Below are 17,592 nucleotides of genomic sequence, written 5' to 3'. Positions count from 1 at the left end.
TTTGTTGGGGTTCAGGGAGGAGCCGCGGGTGGCCGGCAGGATTCGGGACGAGGACATCGCGCTGGTGCGCGAGCGTACGGCGATCGCCGACGTGATCTCCGAGACCGTCACCCTGAAGTCGGCCGGCGGTGGCAATCTGAAGGGCCTGTGCCCGTTCCACGACGAGAAGACGCCCTCGTTCACCGTCTCCCCGGCCCGCAACGTGTATTTCTGCCACGGGTGCGGCAAGGGCGGCGACGCGATCACGTTCCTGATCGACGCGGATCACCTGACGTTCGTCGAGTCGGTCGAGCGGCTGGCCGGCCGGGCCGGCATCCAGTTGCGGTACGAGGAGCAGCCCGGCGGGCGCCCGTCCGGCCCGCGGCAGCAGCCCGGCCAGCGGCAGCGGCTGGTCGCGGCGCACGCGGACGCGGCCGAGTTCTACCGCTCGCAGCTGATCACCCCGGGTGCCCGGGCCGCCCGGGAGTTCCTGGCCCAGCGCGGTTTCGGGCGCGAGCACGCGGAGGCGTACGGCTGCGGGTTCGCGCCCGAGGGCTGGGACCCGCTGACCCGGCACCTGCGGCAGAAGGGCTACTCCGCGGACGAGCTGGTGACCGCCGGCCTGTCCCGCCCGGCCCGGTCCGGCTCGCTGATCGACCGGTTCCGGCGGCGGCTGCTCTGGCCGATCAAGGACATCAGCGGCGATGTGATCGGCTTCGGCGCGCGGAAGCTGTTCGACGACGATGACGGCCCGAAGTACCTGAACACGCCGGAGACGCCGCTCTACAAGAAGTCACACGTGCTGTACGGCATCGACCAGGCGAAACGCGACATAGCGCGGGAGAGCCGCGCGGTCATCGTCGAGGGTTACACCGACGTGATGGCGTGCCACCTGGCCGGTGTGCCGACCGCGGTCGCGACCTGCGGCACCGCGTTCGGCGAGGACCACATCAAGGTGCTCCGCCGGCTGCTGATGGACGCGAACGACCTCGGCGGCGAGATCATTTTCACGTTCGACGGCGACGCGGCCGGGCAGAAGGCGGCGATGCGCGCGTTCTCCGACGACCAGCGGTTCGTGGCGCAGACGTTCATCGCGGTCAGCCCGAACGGCATGGACCCGTGCGAGCTGCGACTCAACCGCGGTGACCTGGCCGTGCGCGACCTGGTGGGCGCGCGCGAGCCGATGATCGCGTTCGCGCTGCGGTCGATCATGCGTCAGTACGACCTGGACACCGTCGAGGGCCGGGTCGCCGCGCTGCGGTCCACCGCGCCGCTGGTCGCGCAGATCAAGGACCGGTCGATGCGCCCGGGCTACACCCGCAAGCTCGCCGACGACCTGGGCATGGAGATGGCGGAGGTCGAGCACGCGGTCCGCCGGGCCGGCGGCAGCGCGCCGGACGAGAACCGTCGCAAGGCGGGCCCGCGGCCCACGTCCGCACCGCAGCTTCAGGTCGAGCGCGAGGCGCTGAAACTCGCGCTGCAGGAGCCGGTGCTGGCCGGCCCGATGTTCGACGCGCTCGACGGCACGCACTTCACCGACCCGGTGCACGTGGCGCTGCGCGGTGCCGTGGCGGACGCCGGTGGCACCGCGTCCGCGGCCGGCGGCGGCGTGGTCTGGATCGAGAAGGTGCGCGACCTCTGCGCGGACCTCGGCGCGAAGGCGCTGGTCAGTGAGCTGGCCGTGGAGCCGCTGCGGGTCGACCGCGACCCCGACCCGCAGTACGTCTCGGTCACGCTGGCCCGGCTGCAGTCCGCGACCGTGACCGCCCGGATAGCCGACCTGAAGTCCAAAGTGCAGCGCATCAACCCGGTCGCCAACAAGGACGAATACTTCGCGCTCTTCGGGGAACTGCTGTCCCTGGAGCAGCACGCGCGTGCCCTGCGCGAGCAGGCTGTCGGGGGGTTGTGACGAGTGTTCGGCTTCTTCCGCAGGAACCAGCCGCCGGCCGCCCAGCGCCCGGTCCTCGAGCGTGACGAGCGCATCCTCACCTGGGCGAGCACGTCCACCGAAGGGGTGGTCGTGGCGACGAACCGGGGTCTCTGGCTGCCCGGTTTTCACCGGCTCGGCTGGCACGAGATCCTCAAGGCGGTCTGGTCCGGCCGTGAGCTCACCGTCATCGCCGGCCGGGTCGCGGAGGAGCGCGACGGTTACGCCGTGGTGGCCGACGAGCCCGCGATCTCCACGTTGCTCCTCGCGCCCGGTCACGTGCCGCACCAGGTGCAGGTCCGGGTGACGAAGTCGGTCGCGATCACCCACCACCACGAGCTGCCCGGCGGCGGCGTCCGGGTGGCGGCCCGCCGGGTCAGCGGTGTGGACGGTCTGCGCTGGACCGCACGGTACGACCCGGGCACCCCGGTGGACGGGCCGGCCGTGGACGAGCTGGTCGCCCGCGCCCGCCGCGACGCCGAGGCGGCCGCACCCCGGTAAATCCGGCGGAACTTGTCGGACCCGCCGTCTAGGGTCGGGGCATGACCGCGATGATCGAGGCAGCCGGGCTGGTCAAGCGCTTCGGCGACTTCACCGCCGTGGACGGCATCGACGTCACGGTGCAGCCCGGTGAGGCGTTCGGCTTCCTCGGGCCCAACGGGGCCGGCAAGAGCTCCACCATGCGCATGATCGGGTGCGTGTCCCCGCCGACCGGTGGCCTGCTGCGCATCCTCGGCATGGACCCGGTCCGCCAGGGCCCGGCGATCCGCGCCCGGCTCGGCGTCTGCCCGCAGCTGGACAATCTCGCCCCCGACCTGACCGTCCTGCAGAACCTGACGACCTACGCGCGCTACTTCGGCATCTCCCGCCGCGAGGCGAAGCGGCGCGCGCTCGAGCTGCTGGAGTTCGTGCAGCTCACCGAGCGGGCCGGCGCCGAGGTCGAGCCGCTCTCCGGCGGCATGAAACGGCGCCTCACCATCGCCCGCGCGCTGATCAACGAGCCCGACCTGGTGCTGCTCGACGAGCCCACCACCGGCCTCGACCCGCAGGCCCGCCACCTGGTCTGGGAGCGGCTGTTCCGGCTCAAGCAGCGCGGCGTCACGCTCGTGCTCACCACGCACTACATGGACGAGGCCGAGCAGCTCTGCGACCGGCTCGTGGTGATGGACGCCGGCAAGATCGTCGCGGAGGGCTCGCCGCGCGCGCTGATCGAGCGATACTCCACCCGCGAGGTCGTCGAGCTGCGCTTCCCGGCCGAGTCGCAGTCCGGCTTCGCGGCCAAGCTGGACGGCATCGGTGAGCGCACCGAGGAGCTGCCCGACCGCGTCCTGCTCTACACGGCCGACGGCGACGCCGCGCTCGCCGAGGTGCACGCGCGCGGGCTCACCCCGTCCGGCGCACTGGTCCGCCGCAGCTCGCTGGAGGACGTGTTCCTGCACCTCACCGGCCGGACCCTGGTCGACTGATGGTCGCCGCTCTCGAGTTCCACCTGGCCGAGTTCGCGCGCAACTGGCGCGGCTCGGTCTTCGGCTCGTTCGTCATCCCGCTGCTCACCATGCTCGGCTTCGGGGTCGGCGTCGGCGGCTACGTGCAGGGCGGCGTCGACGGCGTGCCCTACCTGGAGTTTCTGGTCCCCGGCCTGCTCGCGTCGACCGCGCTGCAGATCGCGCTCGGCGAGTCCACCTGGCCGGTGCTCGCCCACATGGAGTGGATGAAGACCTACTCCGCGCAGGCCGCCACGCCGCTGCGCCCGGTCGAGGTGCTCGGCGGCCACCTGCTCTTCGCGCTGCTCCGGGTGACCGCCGGCGTCACCGCGTTCCTGCTGGTCGCGGTCGCCTTCGGCGCGCTGCCGTCGGCGTGGGCGCTGGCCTGCCTGCCGATCGGCGTGCTGCTCGGGCTCGCGGTCGCCGCGCCCGTCTTCGCCTACAGCGTCTCCGTCCCCGGCGAGGTGTGGCTGAGCGTGCTGATGCGGTTCGCGGTCGTCCCGATGACGCTGTTCGCCGGCGTGTTCTTCCCGGTCGAGGCGATGCCGGTCGCGCTGCGCTGGCTGGCGTACGCGACGCCCCTCTGGCACGCCGCCGACCTCTGCCGGGCCGCCACGCTCGGCCGCGCGCCCGACTGGTCGCTCACCGGCCACCTGCTCTACCTGGCGCTCTGGGCCGGCGCCGGCATCGCGCTGGCCGCACACCGTTTTCACCGGCGGCTGGGGGTCTGACCGTGCTCACCGCGCTCGCGCTGCCCCGCCTCACCGCCTCCGGCGGCCGCGTCCTGGCCGTCGCCGGCCGCAACGTCGTCGCGCTGCGCAGCGTCGGCTGGCTGGTGTTCGTCTCCGGTGCGATCGAGCCGTTCCTCTACCTGTTCTCGATCGGCGTCGGCGTCGGCGCGCTGATCGGCGACATGCCGCTGCCGGACGGCACGGTGGTCAGCTACGCCGCGTTCGTGGCGCCCGCGATGCTCGCCGCGTCCGCGATGACCGGCGCGCTCACCGAGACCACGTTCAACTTCTTCGGCAAGATGAAGTTCTGGAAGCTGTACGACAGCGTCCTCGCCACCCCGGTCGGCCCGATGGAGATCGCGTTCGGCGAGCTGTGCTGGGCGATGGCCCGCGGCGCCGTCTACGCCGCGTCCTTCCTCGCCGTCATGATCGCCATGGACCTCACCAGTCCGCTCCGTGCCCTGCTCGCGCTGCCCGCCACCGTGCTGATCGGCTTCTCGTTCGGCGCCGTCGGCATGCTGACCGCCACGCTGATGCGCGGCTGGCAGGACTTCGACCTGATCGGCACCATCCAGTTCGCCCTCTTCCTCTTCTCCGGCACGTTCGTCCCGGCCACCGCCTACCCGGCCGCGCTCCGCTGGCTGATCGAGGCCACCCCGCTCTACCGCGCGGTCGACCTGATCCGCGCCCTGACCGCCGGCAGCACCGGCTGGCTCCAGGCCCTCGACGTCGCCTACCTGCTCACGCTCCTCGCGCTCTGCCTCTGGGCCGCCTCCCGCCGCATGAGCCGCCGCCTGCGCCGATAGGGCCGCACCGGCGGCCGGGCGTGCGGCCGCGACCCGAGACCCGGCCGTCCGCCGCGGCACCCCCCGGAAGATCCCGGTCAACGGCGCATCTGCCCACTTCCCGGGCGGTCGCCTCACGGTGCTCCCGCGGGCACCGGTCGGCCGCGGGCGGCCTCCCTGCCGGTTCCGCGTCGGTTTCGCAAGCCGGTCCACGAAAGTGTGAACCGCTCGGCGGACCCGGGCGTATTGGTCGCAGCGGATCCTTCGAAGGGCTGAGGGGGAGAGCACGATGGCGGGACCTGGACCAGTACCTGTTTACATGCCGCCCGGGGCGGAGATTCCCCCGGCGCCGGCGCCGGACGGGCAGCGATACGTGACCGTGTCGGGGCTGCCGAGCCGGCTCGACCCCGGCCCCGGCGACCCGGGAGTGCCGACCGAGTACGACGCGTCCACGCTGGAAAGCGCGATCACCTGGCTGGAGAGTCAGTCCGACTACCTGAGCCGGTCGCTGGTGCCCGGTATGGAGAACGACATCAAGGACTGGCTGACCGGCCCGCCGGGTGGCAACGCGCCGTTCGGCACGTTCCCGACGGCGAACGAGATGGCGCAGCGGCAGCTCGGGCACTACCAGGCGGCGGACGCGTCGATCCGCGGCATCGCGGACGCGCTGTGGCAGGCGGCCCAGTCGCTGCGTGTGGTGCTGGAGCGGTACGAGACGGCCGAGCGGGCCAACGCGCTCAGCGCCTCCTCGTTCGAGGAGATCTTCACGGCACAGCAGGGGGAGAGCGCCGGCCGCGCCGCGCCGCCGACCGGCGTCCCCGCGGCCGTTCCGCCGCCGCCCACCGATCTGCCGGTCGTGGACTCCACGACCGTGGTGCCCGCCGTCCACGTCGAGTCCTACGGGGGATGAACCGATGCCTGACAAGTACGGGGTCCAGACCTGGGAGCAGATGGTCACGCAGGTCGTCGTGCACGGACGGCCGGCGGACATCCGCGCCGCGGCGGCGGCCTGGGAGATCGCGCTGTACGGCCTGAACAGCGTGAAGACCAGCCTGGACCGGAACGTCACGGACCTGGGCGCCACCTGGAAGGGCGAGGCGTACGAGGCCTTCAGAACCCACATCGAGAGCATCTCCGAGAACATCCGGACCGTCTACGACGAGGCGAACAGCCTGAACACCGTCGTCGGCACGCTGAACGAGTCGGCCGCCCGGCTCGAGGCGGCACAGGCCGAGATCCCGATCCCGGCCGGGATGGAGGACGAGGTCGCGGCGGCCCGCAACGAGGACCAGGGAATCCCGGACGGTGTCTTCGAGACGGCGGCGGTGGGGTTGCTCGGCCTGCCGCTCGGCCCGATCGGCGTCGTCGCGGCGACCGGTGCCGGTGCGCTGCTCTCCGCCACCGGCGCCTTCGACGCGCTCAGCGACTGGCTGAACGACCGGACCGACGAGGCGCGGGCGATCTGGAACCGGGTCAACTTCGAGATCGAGGGCCAGGTCGCGGTCACCCCCGGTGGAACCGCGGTCGACAACGCCAAGAGAAACCCCGTCGCCCAACTCCCCGTTCTCGATGTCAGCGGACCCGGTGGTGGTATCAGTGCGCTGTCGGGCGGTGGTGGCGTCGCCGGTGCCACTCCGGCGCTGAGCGCCGAGCCGACGGAGATCGGCAGCGTCGCGCCACCCGGCACCGGCACGTTCGACCCCGCGACGGCCGGGGCACCCTCGGCCGGGACGGCCGGTGCGGCGCCGGCGCTCGGCTCCGGTACCGCCGGATTCGATCCGGACGCGGTCGCGCCGGGCACGGCCTCGTTCGACCCGGCCGCGCTCGGCACCGGCTCGCTCAACCCCGGCTCGCTCGGCGCGCAGCCGCCCACCGGCACCGGGCTGGCCGGTGCGGGCGGTGGTCTGGGTGCGGGCGGTCTGGGTGCGGGCGGTCTGGGTGCGGGCGGTCTGGGTGCGGGCGGTCTGGGTGCGGGCGGTCTGGGTGCGGGCGGTCTGGGCGCCGGCGGTCTCGGCACCGGGGCTCTCGGCGCCGGCGGCATCGGCTCGCCCGGCGGCTCCGCGGCGGGCGCCGGTGGTCTGGGCGGCGCCCTGGTCGGCGGCGGGGCACTCGGCAAGCCGGTCTCCCCGGCGCAGGCGGGCATTCCCGGCGTCGGCGCGCTCGGCGCCGGTCCGCTCGGCGCCGCCGCGGGCCGGAACGCGGGCCGGGGCGGGGGCGCCGGCGCGGCCGGTAAGCCGACCCTGCCGGGCAACGTCGCCGGAGCCGCCGCCGGCGGTCGCCCGGGCGCGCTCGGCCCGGCCGGTATCGGCGGTGTGGGCGCCGCCGGTCAGGGCGCCGGCTTCGACGACGACTCGGAGCACACCACCTGGCTGACCGAGGACGACGACGTCTGGGGCGGCAACGAGACGGCGGCCCCCGGCGTCCTGCGCTGACCGACCGCGGACCGGCGCCGGGCGTCCGCGATTCCGGGCGCGGGACGACCGGCGGCGAGACACCCTGCTGCGAACGCCCGGCGTTCCGTCACGTGCGGCAGCCGGTCGGGTTCTTGGCGGCCACCCACGAACCGGCAGGGAGGCCGCCCCGCGGCCGACCGGTGCCCGCGGGAGCACGCCCGGCGCGCCCACGCCGGAAGCGGGCAGAGCTAAAGATCGAAATAGCGGCTGAGCATGGGATTGAGCAGCTTGCCGGACGGGTCGAGGTCGGCGCGCAGCGCGAGGAAGTCGTCGAAGCGGGGGTACCGCGCGCGGAGCGCGGCCGGGTCGGTGGAGAAGACCTTGCCCCAGTGCGGGCGGGCACCGAACGGCGCGAGCCGCTCCTCCAGCGCGGTGACCACCGGGGCGACCGCTTCGGCGTCCGGGTGCCAGGTGAAGTGGATCGCGACGCTGTCGTGGCCGTGACTCGGGCTGAGCCAGAGATCGTCGGCGGCGATCGTGCGGACCTCGGAGATCTGCAGGACCGGCGCGATCCGGTCCCGGATCGCGTCGACCGCCTCCAGCGCCTCGAGCGCGTGCGTGGCCGGCAGGAGGTACTCGGTCTGCAGCTCGGCGCCGCTGCTCGGGGTGAAGTCGAGGCGGAAGTGGGGCAGGCGTTCGTGCCAGGGGCCGGGGACGCCGCCCTGCTCGGTGCAGTTGACCGCGGACATGCCGGGAACCGGGTGCAGCGGCGCGGTGGCGAGCGTGGCGCCGTGCCAGCGCGTGGGCGGCGCGGGCTCCGACGGGTCGCGCTTGACCCAGATCTGGTTGATCACCGGTCCGGTCCAGTCGGTGAACAGGCTGACCGAGTAGCCCGCGCTCATGATCTCCGCCCAGCCGGTGGCAAGGTGTGACCAGGGCAGACGCTCGTAGACGTACTGCGCGATGTCGAACGTGGGACGGATGCGCAGCGTGACGTCGACGACGACGCCGAGCGCGCCGAGGTTGACCACCGCACCGGCCAGGCGCGGGTCGTCGCGGCGCAGGTCGAGAAGCTCACCGTCCGCGGTGACCAGGCGCAGGCCGGTGACGGCGGCGCCGAGGCCGGGACTGGTGACGCCGGAGCCGTGCGTGCCGGTGGCGACCGCGCCGGCCACCGAGATGTGCGGCAGCGAGGCCATGTTGTGCAGCGCGTACCCGGCCGCGTGCAGGCGCGAGGCGAGCTCGCCGTAGCGGACGCCCGCGCTCGCGGTCACCTCGCCGGCCACCGAGTCGATGTGCACGGCGGTCGGCAGCGACGCCACGGAGACCAGGTCACCGTCGGTGTCCGCGATCAGGTTGAACGAGTGGCCGGTGCCGAGCGGGCGCAGCCGGGTGCTCGCGGCCACGGCCTCGCGCAACTCGTCGACCGTGCCGGGCGTGTGCAGCCGGGCCGCGCCGAACGTGACGTTCCCGGCCCAGTTCGTGAGCGTCATGCGGCGGCCTCCACCAGGTCGTCGGCGGTCGCGGTGATCGTGTCCAGGCCCTCCAGGCGGGCGACCCAGGCCGCGGGCAGTGCCTCCTCGCCGTGCCGGGCGCCGAGCAGGTTGCCGCAGATCGCGCCGGTGGAGTCGCTGTCACCGGCGTGGTTGACCGCGACGAGCAGCGCGTCCCGGACGCGGCCCGGCTCCTCGAACACGAGCGCGGCGTAGACGGCCATGGCCAGCGCCTCCTCCGCGATCCAGCCGAGCCCGATCCGCTCGATGCCGGTGTTACCCGGAGCGTACGGCGTGTCCAGGGTCCGGCGCAGCGCGGTCAGCGTCTCCCCGTGCGCGTCGTAGCCGGTCAGCAGCGTGATCGCGCGCTCGGTGGCGGTCCGGACGTCGTCACCGTCCAGCAGGTGGCGGACGATCGCGGCGAACGTGCCGGCGGCCAGGTAGCCGGTCGGGTGGCCGTGCGTGTGCACGGCGCACTCCGCGGCCAGCGCGAACGCGTCGGCCGCGCTCACCGAGGGGAACAGGCCGAACGGCGCGGAGCGCATGACGGAACCGCAGCCCTTGGAGTTCGGGTTCGCCGGCTGTGCGAACGTGCCCATCCGGCCGAGTGCGAGCCCACCGAGGCAGGCGTTGCCGGGGGCCCGCTGCGCGTAGAGGAACGGCTGCGCGGCGAGCCCGTCCGCGTGCTCCGGCGGGCCGGGGAGGCGCTGCGTGTCGTACCAGCGGAGGTGGGCCTCGTAGACCGACTTCGGCACGTCGCCGCCGGCGGAGCGGAGCAGGCCCTCGACGGTGAACAGCGTCATCTGGGTGTCGTCGGTGATCAGCGCGAGGCCGTCCCGGGACAGCTGGAGATCGCTGACCGCGGGATCGCGCTCGAATTCGACCGGGTTGCCGAGCGCGTCACCGACCGCGCCGCCGAGCAGACAACCGCGGACCCGGGACCGGTAGGCGCTCATAGGTCCGTGATCCTACGGCAGGGTTGCGCTGACCAGCGATGATCGATCGCGGGCGGGTCCACGCCAATAACCTCTGATCCGGCATTTGGCTCGTCGGTCGACGAAGGTGAATGTCGTTGCCGGTGCGTGTGCTGGTCCGAGGGGGTGGGAGAGATTCCTCCGGGCGAGTGGATGGCCGTATCCTCGGCAGCGCATCTGGAGCATCACGGCCGCTGAAGCGCGGTCGACATCGAATCGACAGGGGGAGTCAGCGGTGAGGCCCACCAGAGCCCGGCGCCGTACCGGCGGGGTGATCCGGTTCACGGCGGCCGCGCTGGCCGCGATGCTGGCCGGCGGCGGCGCGTTGTTCGTGGCGCCGTCCGCCGCGAGCGCGGCGCCGACGATCGCGGAGCGGCAGAAGTGGTACTTCGATCTGCTCAAGATTCCTGAGGCGCAGCGGATCAGCACGGGCGAGGGCGTCGTGGTCGGTGTCGTCGACTCCGGCGTCGACGCCTCGCACCCGGATCTGCAGGGCAAGGTGCTTCCCGGTAAGGGTGTCGGCAGTGAGGCGGCCGACGGGCGCTCGGATACGGTCGACGGGCACGGTACCGGTGTGGCCGGTGTCATCGCCGGTAACGGTGGCGGCCCGAACAGGGTGACCGGGATCGCGCCGGGCGTGAAGATCCTGCCGTACTCCAGGGGCAAGGACGGTGCGCAGGAGATCGGCGCGGACGGCATCCGCTGGGCGGTCGACAACGGCGCCAAGGTCATAAACCTGTCCTGGGGCGTGGACATCGAACCGCCGCAGGTCACGAAGGACGCGATCGAATACGCGCTCAGCAAGGACGTGGTGATCGTCGCCGCAGCCGGGAACCGGTCGGACGGCGACACGAAGGTCATCTCGCCGGCGCGTATCCGGGGCGTGATCGGCGTGACCGGGATCGCGAACGACGGAGCCTTCTGGGGCGCCCAGTCGGTGCAGGGCCGGGGTGCCGTTCTTGCCGCGCCGGCACAGGACATCGTGAACCCGCTGCCGCTCGCGCTGTCGGACAGCGGATACGGCCTCGGCGGCGGTACCAGTTCCGCCGCGGCGATCGTGTCCGGCGTAGCGGCCATGGTCCGGGCCGAGTTCCCGGAGCTGGACGCGGCGAACGTGATCGAGCGGCTGATCAGGACCGCGGACGACAAGGGCTCACAGGGATGGGACGAGCAGTACGGCGACGGCATCGTCAACCCGGTCGCGGCACTGACCGAGGACGTTCCCACGGTGGACCGCAACCCGCTGCTGCCGGACGAGGACGAGACCGGCGCCACCGAGGCCGCACCGGCGCCGGGGGACGGTGACGCCGGCGGCCTCGGCGGCAACACGGTCGCACTGATCGCCGGTGGCGTCTGCCTGCTCGTGGTGATCCTGGTGGTCGTGCTGATCGCCGCGTCCTCGTCGCGTAACAAGCGCCGGCCCGGTCCGCCCGTGCCGGTCGGTGCGCCGGGACCGTACCCGCACCAGCCGGGGCCGTACCCCCAACAGGGTGGCTATCCGCCGCCCGCACCGGGTTACCCGCCGCAGCAGGGCTATCCGCAAGGCCCGCCGCAGCAGTACCCGCCGGCGCCCGGCCCGCAGTACCCGCCGGGCCCGCAGTACCCACCGGGCCCGCAGTACCCGCCGCCCGGTCCGCCGCACGGCGGCTGACCGGCGCGTCCAGCACGGAACGAGTAAAGGAATAACGGGGAGGAAGAGGAGATGGCAGAGAATCAGAGGTCGGGCCAGGAGGTGACTCCGGTCTTCATACCTCCGCTACCGGGCACGCCGCTGCCGCCGGTTCCTGGGTTCTGGGTGTCGGACGACGCCAACGCGTCGTCCCGGCCGACCGAGATCAACGCCACCTCCGGCGACCCGGGACTCAACACGGAGTGGGACGCGGACAGCCTGGACGGTGCGATCCGCTGGCTCGAGGAGCACGCGCGGTACCTCGGCGACCGCCTGGTGCCCGCGATGGGCGACGACATCGGCAGTTGGCTGACCGGTCCGGCCTCGACGGGTGGGAAGTCGCCGTTCGGCACCTACCCCGCGGCGACGGACATCGCGCAGCGGCACGTCACTCATTACCGGACCGCCGAGCAGTCGGTCCGGACCATCGCGGAGGAGCTGCTCCAGGCGGCCGAGTCGCTACGGCGCGTCAAGGAGCAGTACGAGACGGCCGAGCGCGCGAACCAGATGTCCGCGCAGGCGTTCGAGGAGGTCTTCGCCTCGGAGACGCAGACGGGCAAGTACGGTGGCGGCCCTGCGTCCCCGGCTGCCGTCCCCGCCTCGTACCCGAGCAGTAGCGGCTCCCCGACCGGCGACTCGGAATACGGAGGCTAGGCGATGGGACGGAATTGGGGCGAGGAGTCCTGGGAGAACATCGTCAACCAGGTCGTGATCGACGGCCGGCCCGGTGACCTCCGGACCGCGGCGCTCGGCTGGGAGGCGGTGCTGCGCAACCTGAACACGGTGAAGACGAGCCTGGACCAGAACGTCACGGAGCTGGGCACCGTGTGGAAGGGCGACGCGTACGAGGCCTTCAAGAAGCACATCGAAGGCATCTCGAAGAAGATCCAGCATGTCGCGGACGAGGCGAACGGAGGCGGCCAGGGCGGCGTCGTCACCAGCCTCAACAAGGCGGCGGACGATCTGCACGCCGCGCAGGAGAAGATCCCGGTCCCGATCGCCATGCAGCCGGAGGTCATGCAGGCGCGCGACGCGCACCTGGCGATCCCGATCGGCTCGTTCGAGAACGCGATCAAGATCGATATCGCCGGTGCGGCCGGGGTCTACCGGGACATCGGCAACTTCTTCACCGCCGGGTACGCGCAGAAGGCCTGGACCGCGGTGCAGGACGCGCTCACCAACGGCAGCGACGAGGCCCGGGAGCACTGGGAGACGTTGAACGGCCAGGTCGCCGACACGGCCGCCGCGACGCCGACCGGGACGCCCGTCGCGGGCTCCTCGTCGAGGAACCCGCTGACTGAGATCCCGCTCGACGGCGCCGGCCCCGGTGGTGGCGTCGGTGGCGTCTCCGGTGGCGGTGGGATGGGCGGTGGCGCTCCGAAGATGGGCGCCGGCGCGCCGTCCGGCATCGGCGGCTTCGACCCCACCGGGGGCAGCCCGATCGACACGAACACCGGCTTCACCCCCTACACGCCGCCGATCAACGACGGCACCGGCGGTTTCGATCCGGAGGTCGGTACCGGCTACACGCCCGGCACCGGCTCCGACTTCAACCCGAGCAAGCCGGTCGGCACCGGTCTGGCCGGTGCGGGCGGCGGTCTCGGTGCCGGCGGACTGGGCCCGAGCGGCCTCGGTTCCGGCGGCCTCGGCACCGGCGGTCTCGGTGCCGGCGGCGGCCTCGGCTCGGCCGGTGGTCTCGGCGCGGGCGGTGCCGGCGGCATCCCCGGCGGCGGCGCGCTCGGCAAGCCGGTCAACGGCGCCGCGCTGGCCGGCATGGGCATGGCCGGGATGGGTGGCATGGGCGCCGGTGCCGGCGCCGGCGCGAAGGGTGCGGGCAAGGGCGGTGCCGGCAAGGGCGGCAAGCCGATGCTCTCCGGTGGCGTGGCCCCGGGCACCGGCGGTGCGGGCAAGGGCGGCGCCGGTCGCGCGGGCATGGCCGGGATGGCCGGCATGGGCGGTGGTCCCGGTGCCGGGTTCGGCAACGACGAGGAGCGCAGCACCTGGCTCCAGGAGGACGAGGACGTGTGGGGCGGCGGCGACGCGGCCCCGGGCGTGCTGCGCTGACCTGTCGAATCGCGGAACGGCGGGGCCACGGCCCCGCCGTTCCTCAGTGGCGGGCCGGGGGATGGCCGGTGATCCGGGTGGCGATCCGGCGCGCCACCAGCCGGCCGGCGAACATCAGGCCGAAGAGCGTCAGGAACGGCGGGACGTCCAGTAGGTGGGAGCGCACCGGGCAGTCGGCGGCGTGGACCGGGCACAGGTGGCTGGTGGCGTATCGCCGGCCGCAGTCCCGCTCCTCCACCGCGACCTCGCCGGTGAGGGACCGGGCCGACCGGACGGTGATCTCGGCCGGTGGCTCGCCGAACGTCGCGGTCTCGTGCCACACCGCGACCGCCGCACAGGCGTCGTCGGCGACCGGCGGCAGCGGGCTCTTCAGGAACGCCATGGCCGAGGAGACCTCGCCGACCAGCCCGGACATGATCTCCAGCATTCGCTGGGGCGCCTCCGCGCCGCCTGCCCCCGGACCCACCGGTCCGGATCGGTCGGGCCCGCTCCGGCTGGGAACGTCATGCGTCCTCCTCCCCGTGTCGCCGGCCGCCGCCGGTCATCGCCCGGGCCGGCGGCCGAGCCGATCATGCAACACGGACGCCACCGCAGGTCAGAGCGGTGTGCGGACCGACGGGGGAGGGCTGAGATCTCGATCACGCGGACGGCGTGAGCGGCGGGAAGGCGGGCCTCCTCACCGCGCGCGACGATGTGGATCTCATCATTCGATGATCACAAATGGTGGTGACGTCGGCACACTGGGTGCGCAATGCGATTCAAGCGTTCATTCGCGTCGATCCCGAAATGAACGTTTTCGCAGGTGAATGCGGTGGGGCGGGCGGGACTCGAACCCGCGACCGAGGGATTATGAGTCCCCTGCTCTAACCGGCTGAGCTACCGCCCCGGCGCGGGGATCGTATCCCGTACGCGTGTGCCCCGGCCACCGGCAATCGGCCGGGACCGGCCTTCTTTGATCAAGCGATACCAGGTCTATATCGGCCGAATATCGGCTAAACGGAGATCAACCGGCCGTCCTTCTTCGCCGAATCATCCGGGCCGCCCGGTGCGCGCCGGGACAGCCGGCTCGGCCACCACACCCGGTCGCCGAGGTCGTGCACCAGCGCGGGCACCAGCAGCGACCGGACCACGACGGTGTCCAGCAGCACGCCGACCGCGACCGCGGTGCCGAGTTCGGCGAGGATGACCAGCGGTACGACCGCGAGCGCGGAGAACGTGGCGGCCAGCACCACGCCGGCCGAGGTGATCACGCCGCCGGTGACGATCAGCCCGCGCAGCACGCCGGACCGGGTGCCGTGCGCGATCGACTCCTCGCGGACCCGGCTCATCAGGAAGATGTTGTAGTCGATGCCGAGCGCCACCAGGAACACGAACGCGAACAGCGGGATGGACGCGTCGATGCCGGGGAAGCCGAACAGGTAACGGAAGATCAGCGCGCAGATGCCGAGCGTGGAGCCGAAGGACAGCACCACGGTCGCGATCAGCAGCACCGGCGCCAGCAGTGAGCGCAGCAGCAGCGCGAGGATCACCGCGATCACGGCCAGCACCAGCGGGATGATCACGTTGCGGTCCCGCTCGTTCGCGTCCTGCGTGTCCAGCTGCACCGCGGTGTAGCCGCCGACCACCGCGTTCGCGCCCGGCACCGCGTGCGCGGCCACCCGGATCTGCCGCACGGTCTCCTCGGCCGCGGCGCTGTCCGGCTCGTCCGCGAGCGTGGCCTGCAACTGCACCCGCCCGTCGACGACCTTGGGCGGGCCGGCCGGCGCGCCGCTCTCGCTGACCGGGCGCACGCTGTCGACCGACGCGACGGCCTGCACGGCCTGCTGGACGGCGCCGAGCGCGGGCGCGGACACGAAGATCGTGGTGGGCGAGCCGGAACCGCCCGGGAAGTGCCGGGCCAGCGCCTCCTGGCCGGTCACCGAGTCGGTCTCCGCGGTGAACAGGTCGGACTGGCCGAGGCCGGTGCTGCCGACCTGCAACAGGCCGAGCATGCAGACGGCGAGCGCGAGCGCGGTGCCGATCCAGGTGACGCGCGGCCGCTTCTCGACCGCGCCGGCCACCCGGGTCCAGAGCCGGGACTCCGTCGCGGTGCCGCCGGTCACCGGGCGGCGCGGCCAGAACGCCCACCGGCCGCCGAGCAGCAGCAGCGCGGGCAGGAACGTGAGCATCACGATCAGCGTGGCGGCGATGCCGACCGCGGAGATCGGGCCGAGCGCCCGATTCGAGTTCAGGCCGGAGAAGAGCAGGCAGAGCAGGGCCGCGATCACCGTGGCGGCGGACGCGACGATCGCGGGCGCGGCGCCGCGCCACGCGGCCTTCAACGCGTCGACGGTACGGTCGAAGCGTCCGAGCTCCTCCCGGTAGCGCGCGATCAGCAGCAGCGCGTAGTCCGTGCCCGCGCCGAAGACCAGCACGGTGAGGATGCCCTGCGCCTGTCCGTCCAGCTTCACCACGTCGTTGTCGGCCAGCAGGTAGACCGCGGTCGCGGCCAGCCCGAACGAGACCGCGGCGGCCAGCAGCGGGATGATCCACAGCACCGGGCTGCGGTAGACGACCAGCAGGATCACCAGGACCACGCCCGCGGTGACCAGCAGCAGCGTCAGGTCGAGCGAGCCGAAGACCTCCTTGAGGTCCGCGCGCAGCCCGGCCGGCCCGGCCACGTGGACGGTGAGGTCCGGCGACTGCACGGCCGCCCGGACCGCGGTGATCACCTCGTTGACGTCCCGGGCGTTGTCCACCGGCACGACGAGCTGCAGCGCCTTGCCGTCGTCGCTGTCGTCCACGTCCGGCAGCGGACCGAGCACGCCGTCCAGGCCGGCCAGCTCCGCGCGGTCCGCGGCGGCGCGCCGCCGGTCCTCGGCGGTGATGCCGGAGTCCCGCTCGTAGACCACGATGGCCGGGATCGCGGCCCGGTCGGTGAAGGCGGCGGCCTCGTCCGCCGCCCGGGTGGCCTCCGCGTCGGCCGGCAGGAACGCGGTGTTGTCCGTGGTGGAGACCTCGCTGAGCTTTCCGGAGTAGGGCCCGGTCACCCCGGCGATCGCCAGCCAGCCGAGCACCACGGCGACCGCGATCAGGACGGCACTTCGGGTGCGCATGACCACTCCCCAAATCGACGCAACAAACGACGCAACAGCCGTCAGGGTAGTGGTTCGTGAGCCGGCACGCCTCATCGGAGTGTGGAACACCGGCGGCGCCTGCGCCGCGAAACCCACCAAGCGCACCCAAACCCGGACGTCCGGCCCCGGACGTCGACGGAGACGCGTCAGGCGGTGGAGGGAGAAATCCGGGACACGTCAGCGGTCCGGAAGAAGGAGCGGCGGAGGCGAAGCCCTGGAACCGCTCGCCGGGGCACCATCAGGTCCCGGAAGCGGCACACGCGAGAGGCCACTACGCCCGCGGGCGTAGTGGCCTCTGTATTCTTGCTCCCCCGATTGGACTCGAACCAATAACCTGCCGGTTAACAGCCGGCTGCTCTGCCAATTGAGCTACAGGGGATCGTGCACCGCTCGGGCCTCGGATCTCTCCGCTCCCTGGCGACGGGAACAACCTTACATGACCACCTGGGGGGTTCTGCCACCGGGTTACCCGACCCGGTCGTGCCGAGTTTTCGGACATTTCAGTGACTACCGCACACGGGGGCATGGCTCAGGGGCAGGATGGGTACGTACCCCGGCAGCAACACACGACAGGCGCGACAGTGCTGCCTCCAGGTAGCGCTGCGTCAAGGCACGAGAGGAGCCGCCACCATGCGCGGAAAGCTTCTGTTCATCGGCGGGCTGGCCGCGGGGTTCGTCCTGGGCGCCCGCGCCGGCCGGGAGAAGTACGAGGAGCTGCGGGTGCAGGCCCGCAAGGTCCTGGACCACCCGACCGTGCAGGAGGCCGCCGGCGTCGCACAGGCGCAGGCGAACCGGCTGTACAGCGAGGGCAAGGACAAGCTGGCGCACAGCAAGATCGGCGAGAAGCTGTCGACGACGAACACCACCACGTCGACCAGCTCCACGACCACCCCCACCTCCTCGATCACGGCGACCGACGACACGTTCGCCGGCTCCCGCAGCAGCAACTCCACCTTCTGATCGCGGTACGGAAGAAG

General features: G+C 72.6%; 15 protein-coding genes and 2 tRNA genes. 11 read left to right on the top strand and 6 right to left on the bottom strand.

What is annotated here, in order from left to right; all coding sequences use genetic code 11:
• Positions 1–28 precede the first annotated feature (28 nt).
• From dnaG to J2S44_RS10815, 7 genes are all read left to right on the top strand, one after another.
• Entirely contained in the window at positions 29–1,888 is a 1,860-nt protein-coding gene (dnaG, locus tag J2S44_RS10845) for a DNA primase (protein WP_310411522.1), read from the top strand.
• 3 nt (positions 1,889–1,891) lie between these two features.
• Positions 1,892–2,407 carry a hypothetical protein gene (locus J2S44_RS10840; RefSeq protein ID WP_310411519.1) on the top strand — a complete coding sequence of 172 codons (516 nt, stop codon included), beginning with the start codon at positions 1,892–1,894 and terminating at the stop codon, positions 2,405–2,407.
• A gap of 41 nt (positions 2,408–2,448) precedes the next feature.
• Complete coding sequence (locus J2S44_RS10835; protein ID WP_310411516.1) at positions 2,449–3,372, top strand: ABC transporter ATP-binding protein; 924 nt, start codon at positions 2,449–2,451, stop codon at positions 3,370–3,372.
• On the top strand, positions 3,372–4,121 hold the full coding sequence (locus J2S44_RS10830; protein ID WP_310411513.1) for an ABC transporter permease: 750 nt from the start codon (positions 3,372–3,374) through the stop codon (positions 4,119–4,121). The genes J2S44_RS10835 and J2S44_RS10830 overlap by 1 nt, the downstream gene beginning before the upstream one ends.
• A gap of 2 nt (positions 4,122–4,123) precedes the next feature.
• The gene (locus J2S44_RS10825) at positions 4,124–4,927 is read left to right on the top strand and encodes an ABC transporter permease (RefSeq protein WP_310411509.1); all 804 of its coding nucleotides are present in this window, start codon (positions 4,124–4,126) and stop codon (positions 4,925–4,927) included.
• Between the two features lie 352 nt (positions 4,928–5,279).
• Positions 5,280–5,816, top strand: coding sequence for a hypothetical protein (locus J2S44_RS10820; RefSeq protein WP_310411505.1), 537 nt, complete (start codon positions 5,280–5,282; stop codon positions 5,814–5,816).
• A 4-nt stretch (positions 5,817–5,820) separates the two neighbouring features.
• On the top strand, positions 5,821–7,338 hold the full coding sequence (locus tag J2S44_RS10815) for a WXG100 family type VII secretion target (protein WP_310411502.1): 1,518 nt from the start codon (positions 5,821–5,823) through the stop codon (positions 7,336–7,338).
• 209 nt (positions 7,339–7,547) lie between these two features.
• Here J2S44_RS10815 and J2S44_RS10810 read toward each other — a convergent pair whose 3' ends face one another.
• Together J2S44_RS10810 and J2S44_RS10805 are read right to left on the bottom strand one after the other, a co-directional pair.
• Positions 7,548–8,792, bottom strand: coding sequence for a D-arabinono-1,4-lactone oxidase (locus J2S44_RS10810; RefSeq protein WP_310411499.1), 1,245 nt, complete (start codon positions 8,790–8,792; stop codon positions 7,548–7,550).
• Complete coding sequence (locus tag J2S44_RS10805) at positions 8,789–9,748, bottom strand: ADP-ribosylglycohydrolase family protein (protein WP_310411496.1); 960 nt, start codon at positions 9,746–9,748, stop codon at positions 8,789–8,791. Before J2S44_RS10805 ends, J2S44_RS10810 begins: the two co-directional genes overlap by 4 nt.
• 253 nt (positions 9,749–10,001) lie before the next feature.
• Between J2S44_RS10805 and J2S44_RS10800 the strand changes: the two genes are divergently transcribed.
• The 3 genes from J2S44_RS10800 to J2S44_RS10790 are packed head-to-tail and all read left to right on the top strand — an operon-like array spanning position 10,002 to position 13,499.
• Positions 10,002–11,417, top strand: a complete 1,416-nt coding sequence (locus J2S44_RS10800) for a S8 family serine peptidase (protein WP_310411493.1) — start codon at positions 10,002–10,004, stop codon at positions 11,415–11,417.
• A gap of 51 nt (positions 11,418–11,468) precedes the next feature.
• Positions 11,469–12,089, top strand: coding sequence for a hypothetical protein (locus J2S44_RS10795; RefSeq protein ID WP_310411490.1), 621 nt, complete (start codon positions 11,469–11,471; stop codon positions 12,087–12,089).
• A gap of 3 nt (positions 12,090–12,092) precedes the next feature.
• On the top strand, positions 12,093–13,499 hold the full coding sequence (locus J2S44_RS10790) for a WXG100 family type VII secretion target (RefSeq protein WP_310411487.1): 1,407 nt from the start codon (positions 12,093–12,095) through the stop codon (positions 13,497–13,499).
• A gap of 43 nt (positions 13,500–13,542) precedes the next feature.
• Here J2S44_RS10790 and J2S44_RS10785 read toward each other — a convergent pair whose 3' ends face one another.
• From J2S44_RS10785 to J2S44_RS10770, 4 genes are all read right to left on the bottom strand, one after another.
• Positions 13,543–13,926 (bottom strand): hypothetical protein, encoded by a 384-nt coding sequence (locus J2S44_RS10785; RefSeq protein WP_310411484.1) that lies wholly within the window; start codon positions 13,924–13,926, stop codon positions 13,543–13,545.
• Positions 13,927–14,311: 385 nt separating this feature from the next.
• Positions 14,312–14,385: transfer RNA gene (locus tag J2S44_RS10780), tRNA-Ile, on the bottom strand.
• 106 nt (positions 14,386–14,491) lie between these two features.
• Positions 14,492–16,594, bottom strand: coding sequence for an MMPL family transporter (locus J2S44_RS10775; RefSeq protein ID WP_310411481.1), 2,103 nt, complete (start codon positions 16,592–16,594; stop codon positions 14,492–14,494).
• A gap of 327 nt (positions 16,595–16,921) precedes the next feature.
• A tRNA-Asn gene (locus tag J2S44_RS10770) sits at positions 16,922–16,994 on the bottom strand.
• A 251-nt stretch (positions 16,995–17,245) separates the two neighbouring features.
• Here J2S44_RS10770 and J2S44_RS10765 point away from each other — a divergent pair.
• Positions 17,246–17,575 carry a hypothetical protein gene (locus J2S44_RS10765; protein ID WP_310411477.1) on the top strand — a complete coding sequence of 110 codons (330 nt, stop codon included), beginning with the start codon at positions 17,246–17,248 and terminating at the stop codon, positions 17,573–17,575.
• The last annotated feature ends 17 nt before the right edge of the window (positions 17,576–17,592 follow it).

Source organism: Catenuloplanes niger (assembly GCF_031458255.1).
GTDB classification, from domain to species: domain Bacteria; phylum Actinomycetota; class Actinomycetes; order Mycobacteriales; family Micromonosporaceae; genus Catenuloplanes; species Catenuloplanes niger.
The sequence above is the reverse complement of the archived record's forward strand: the minus strand, read 5'-3'. Positions and strand labels throughout refer to the sequence as shown.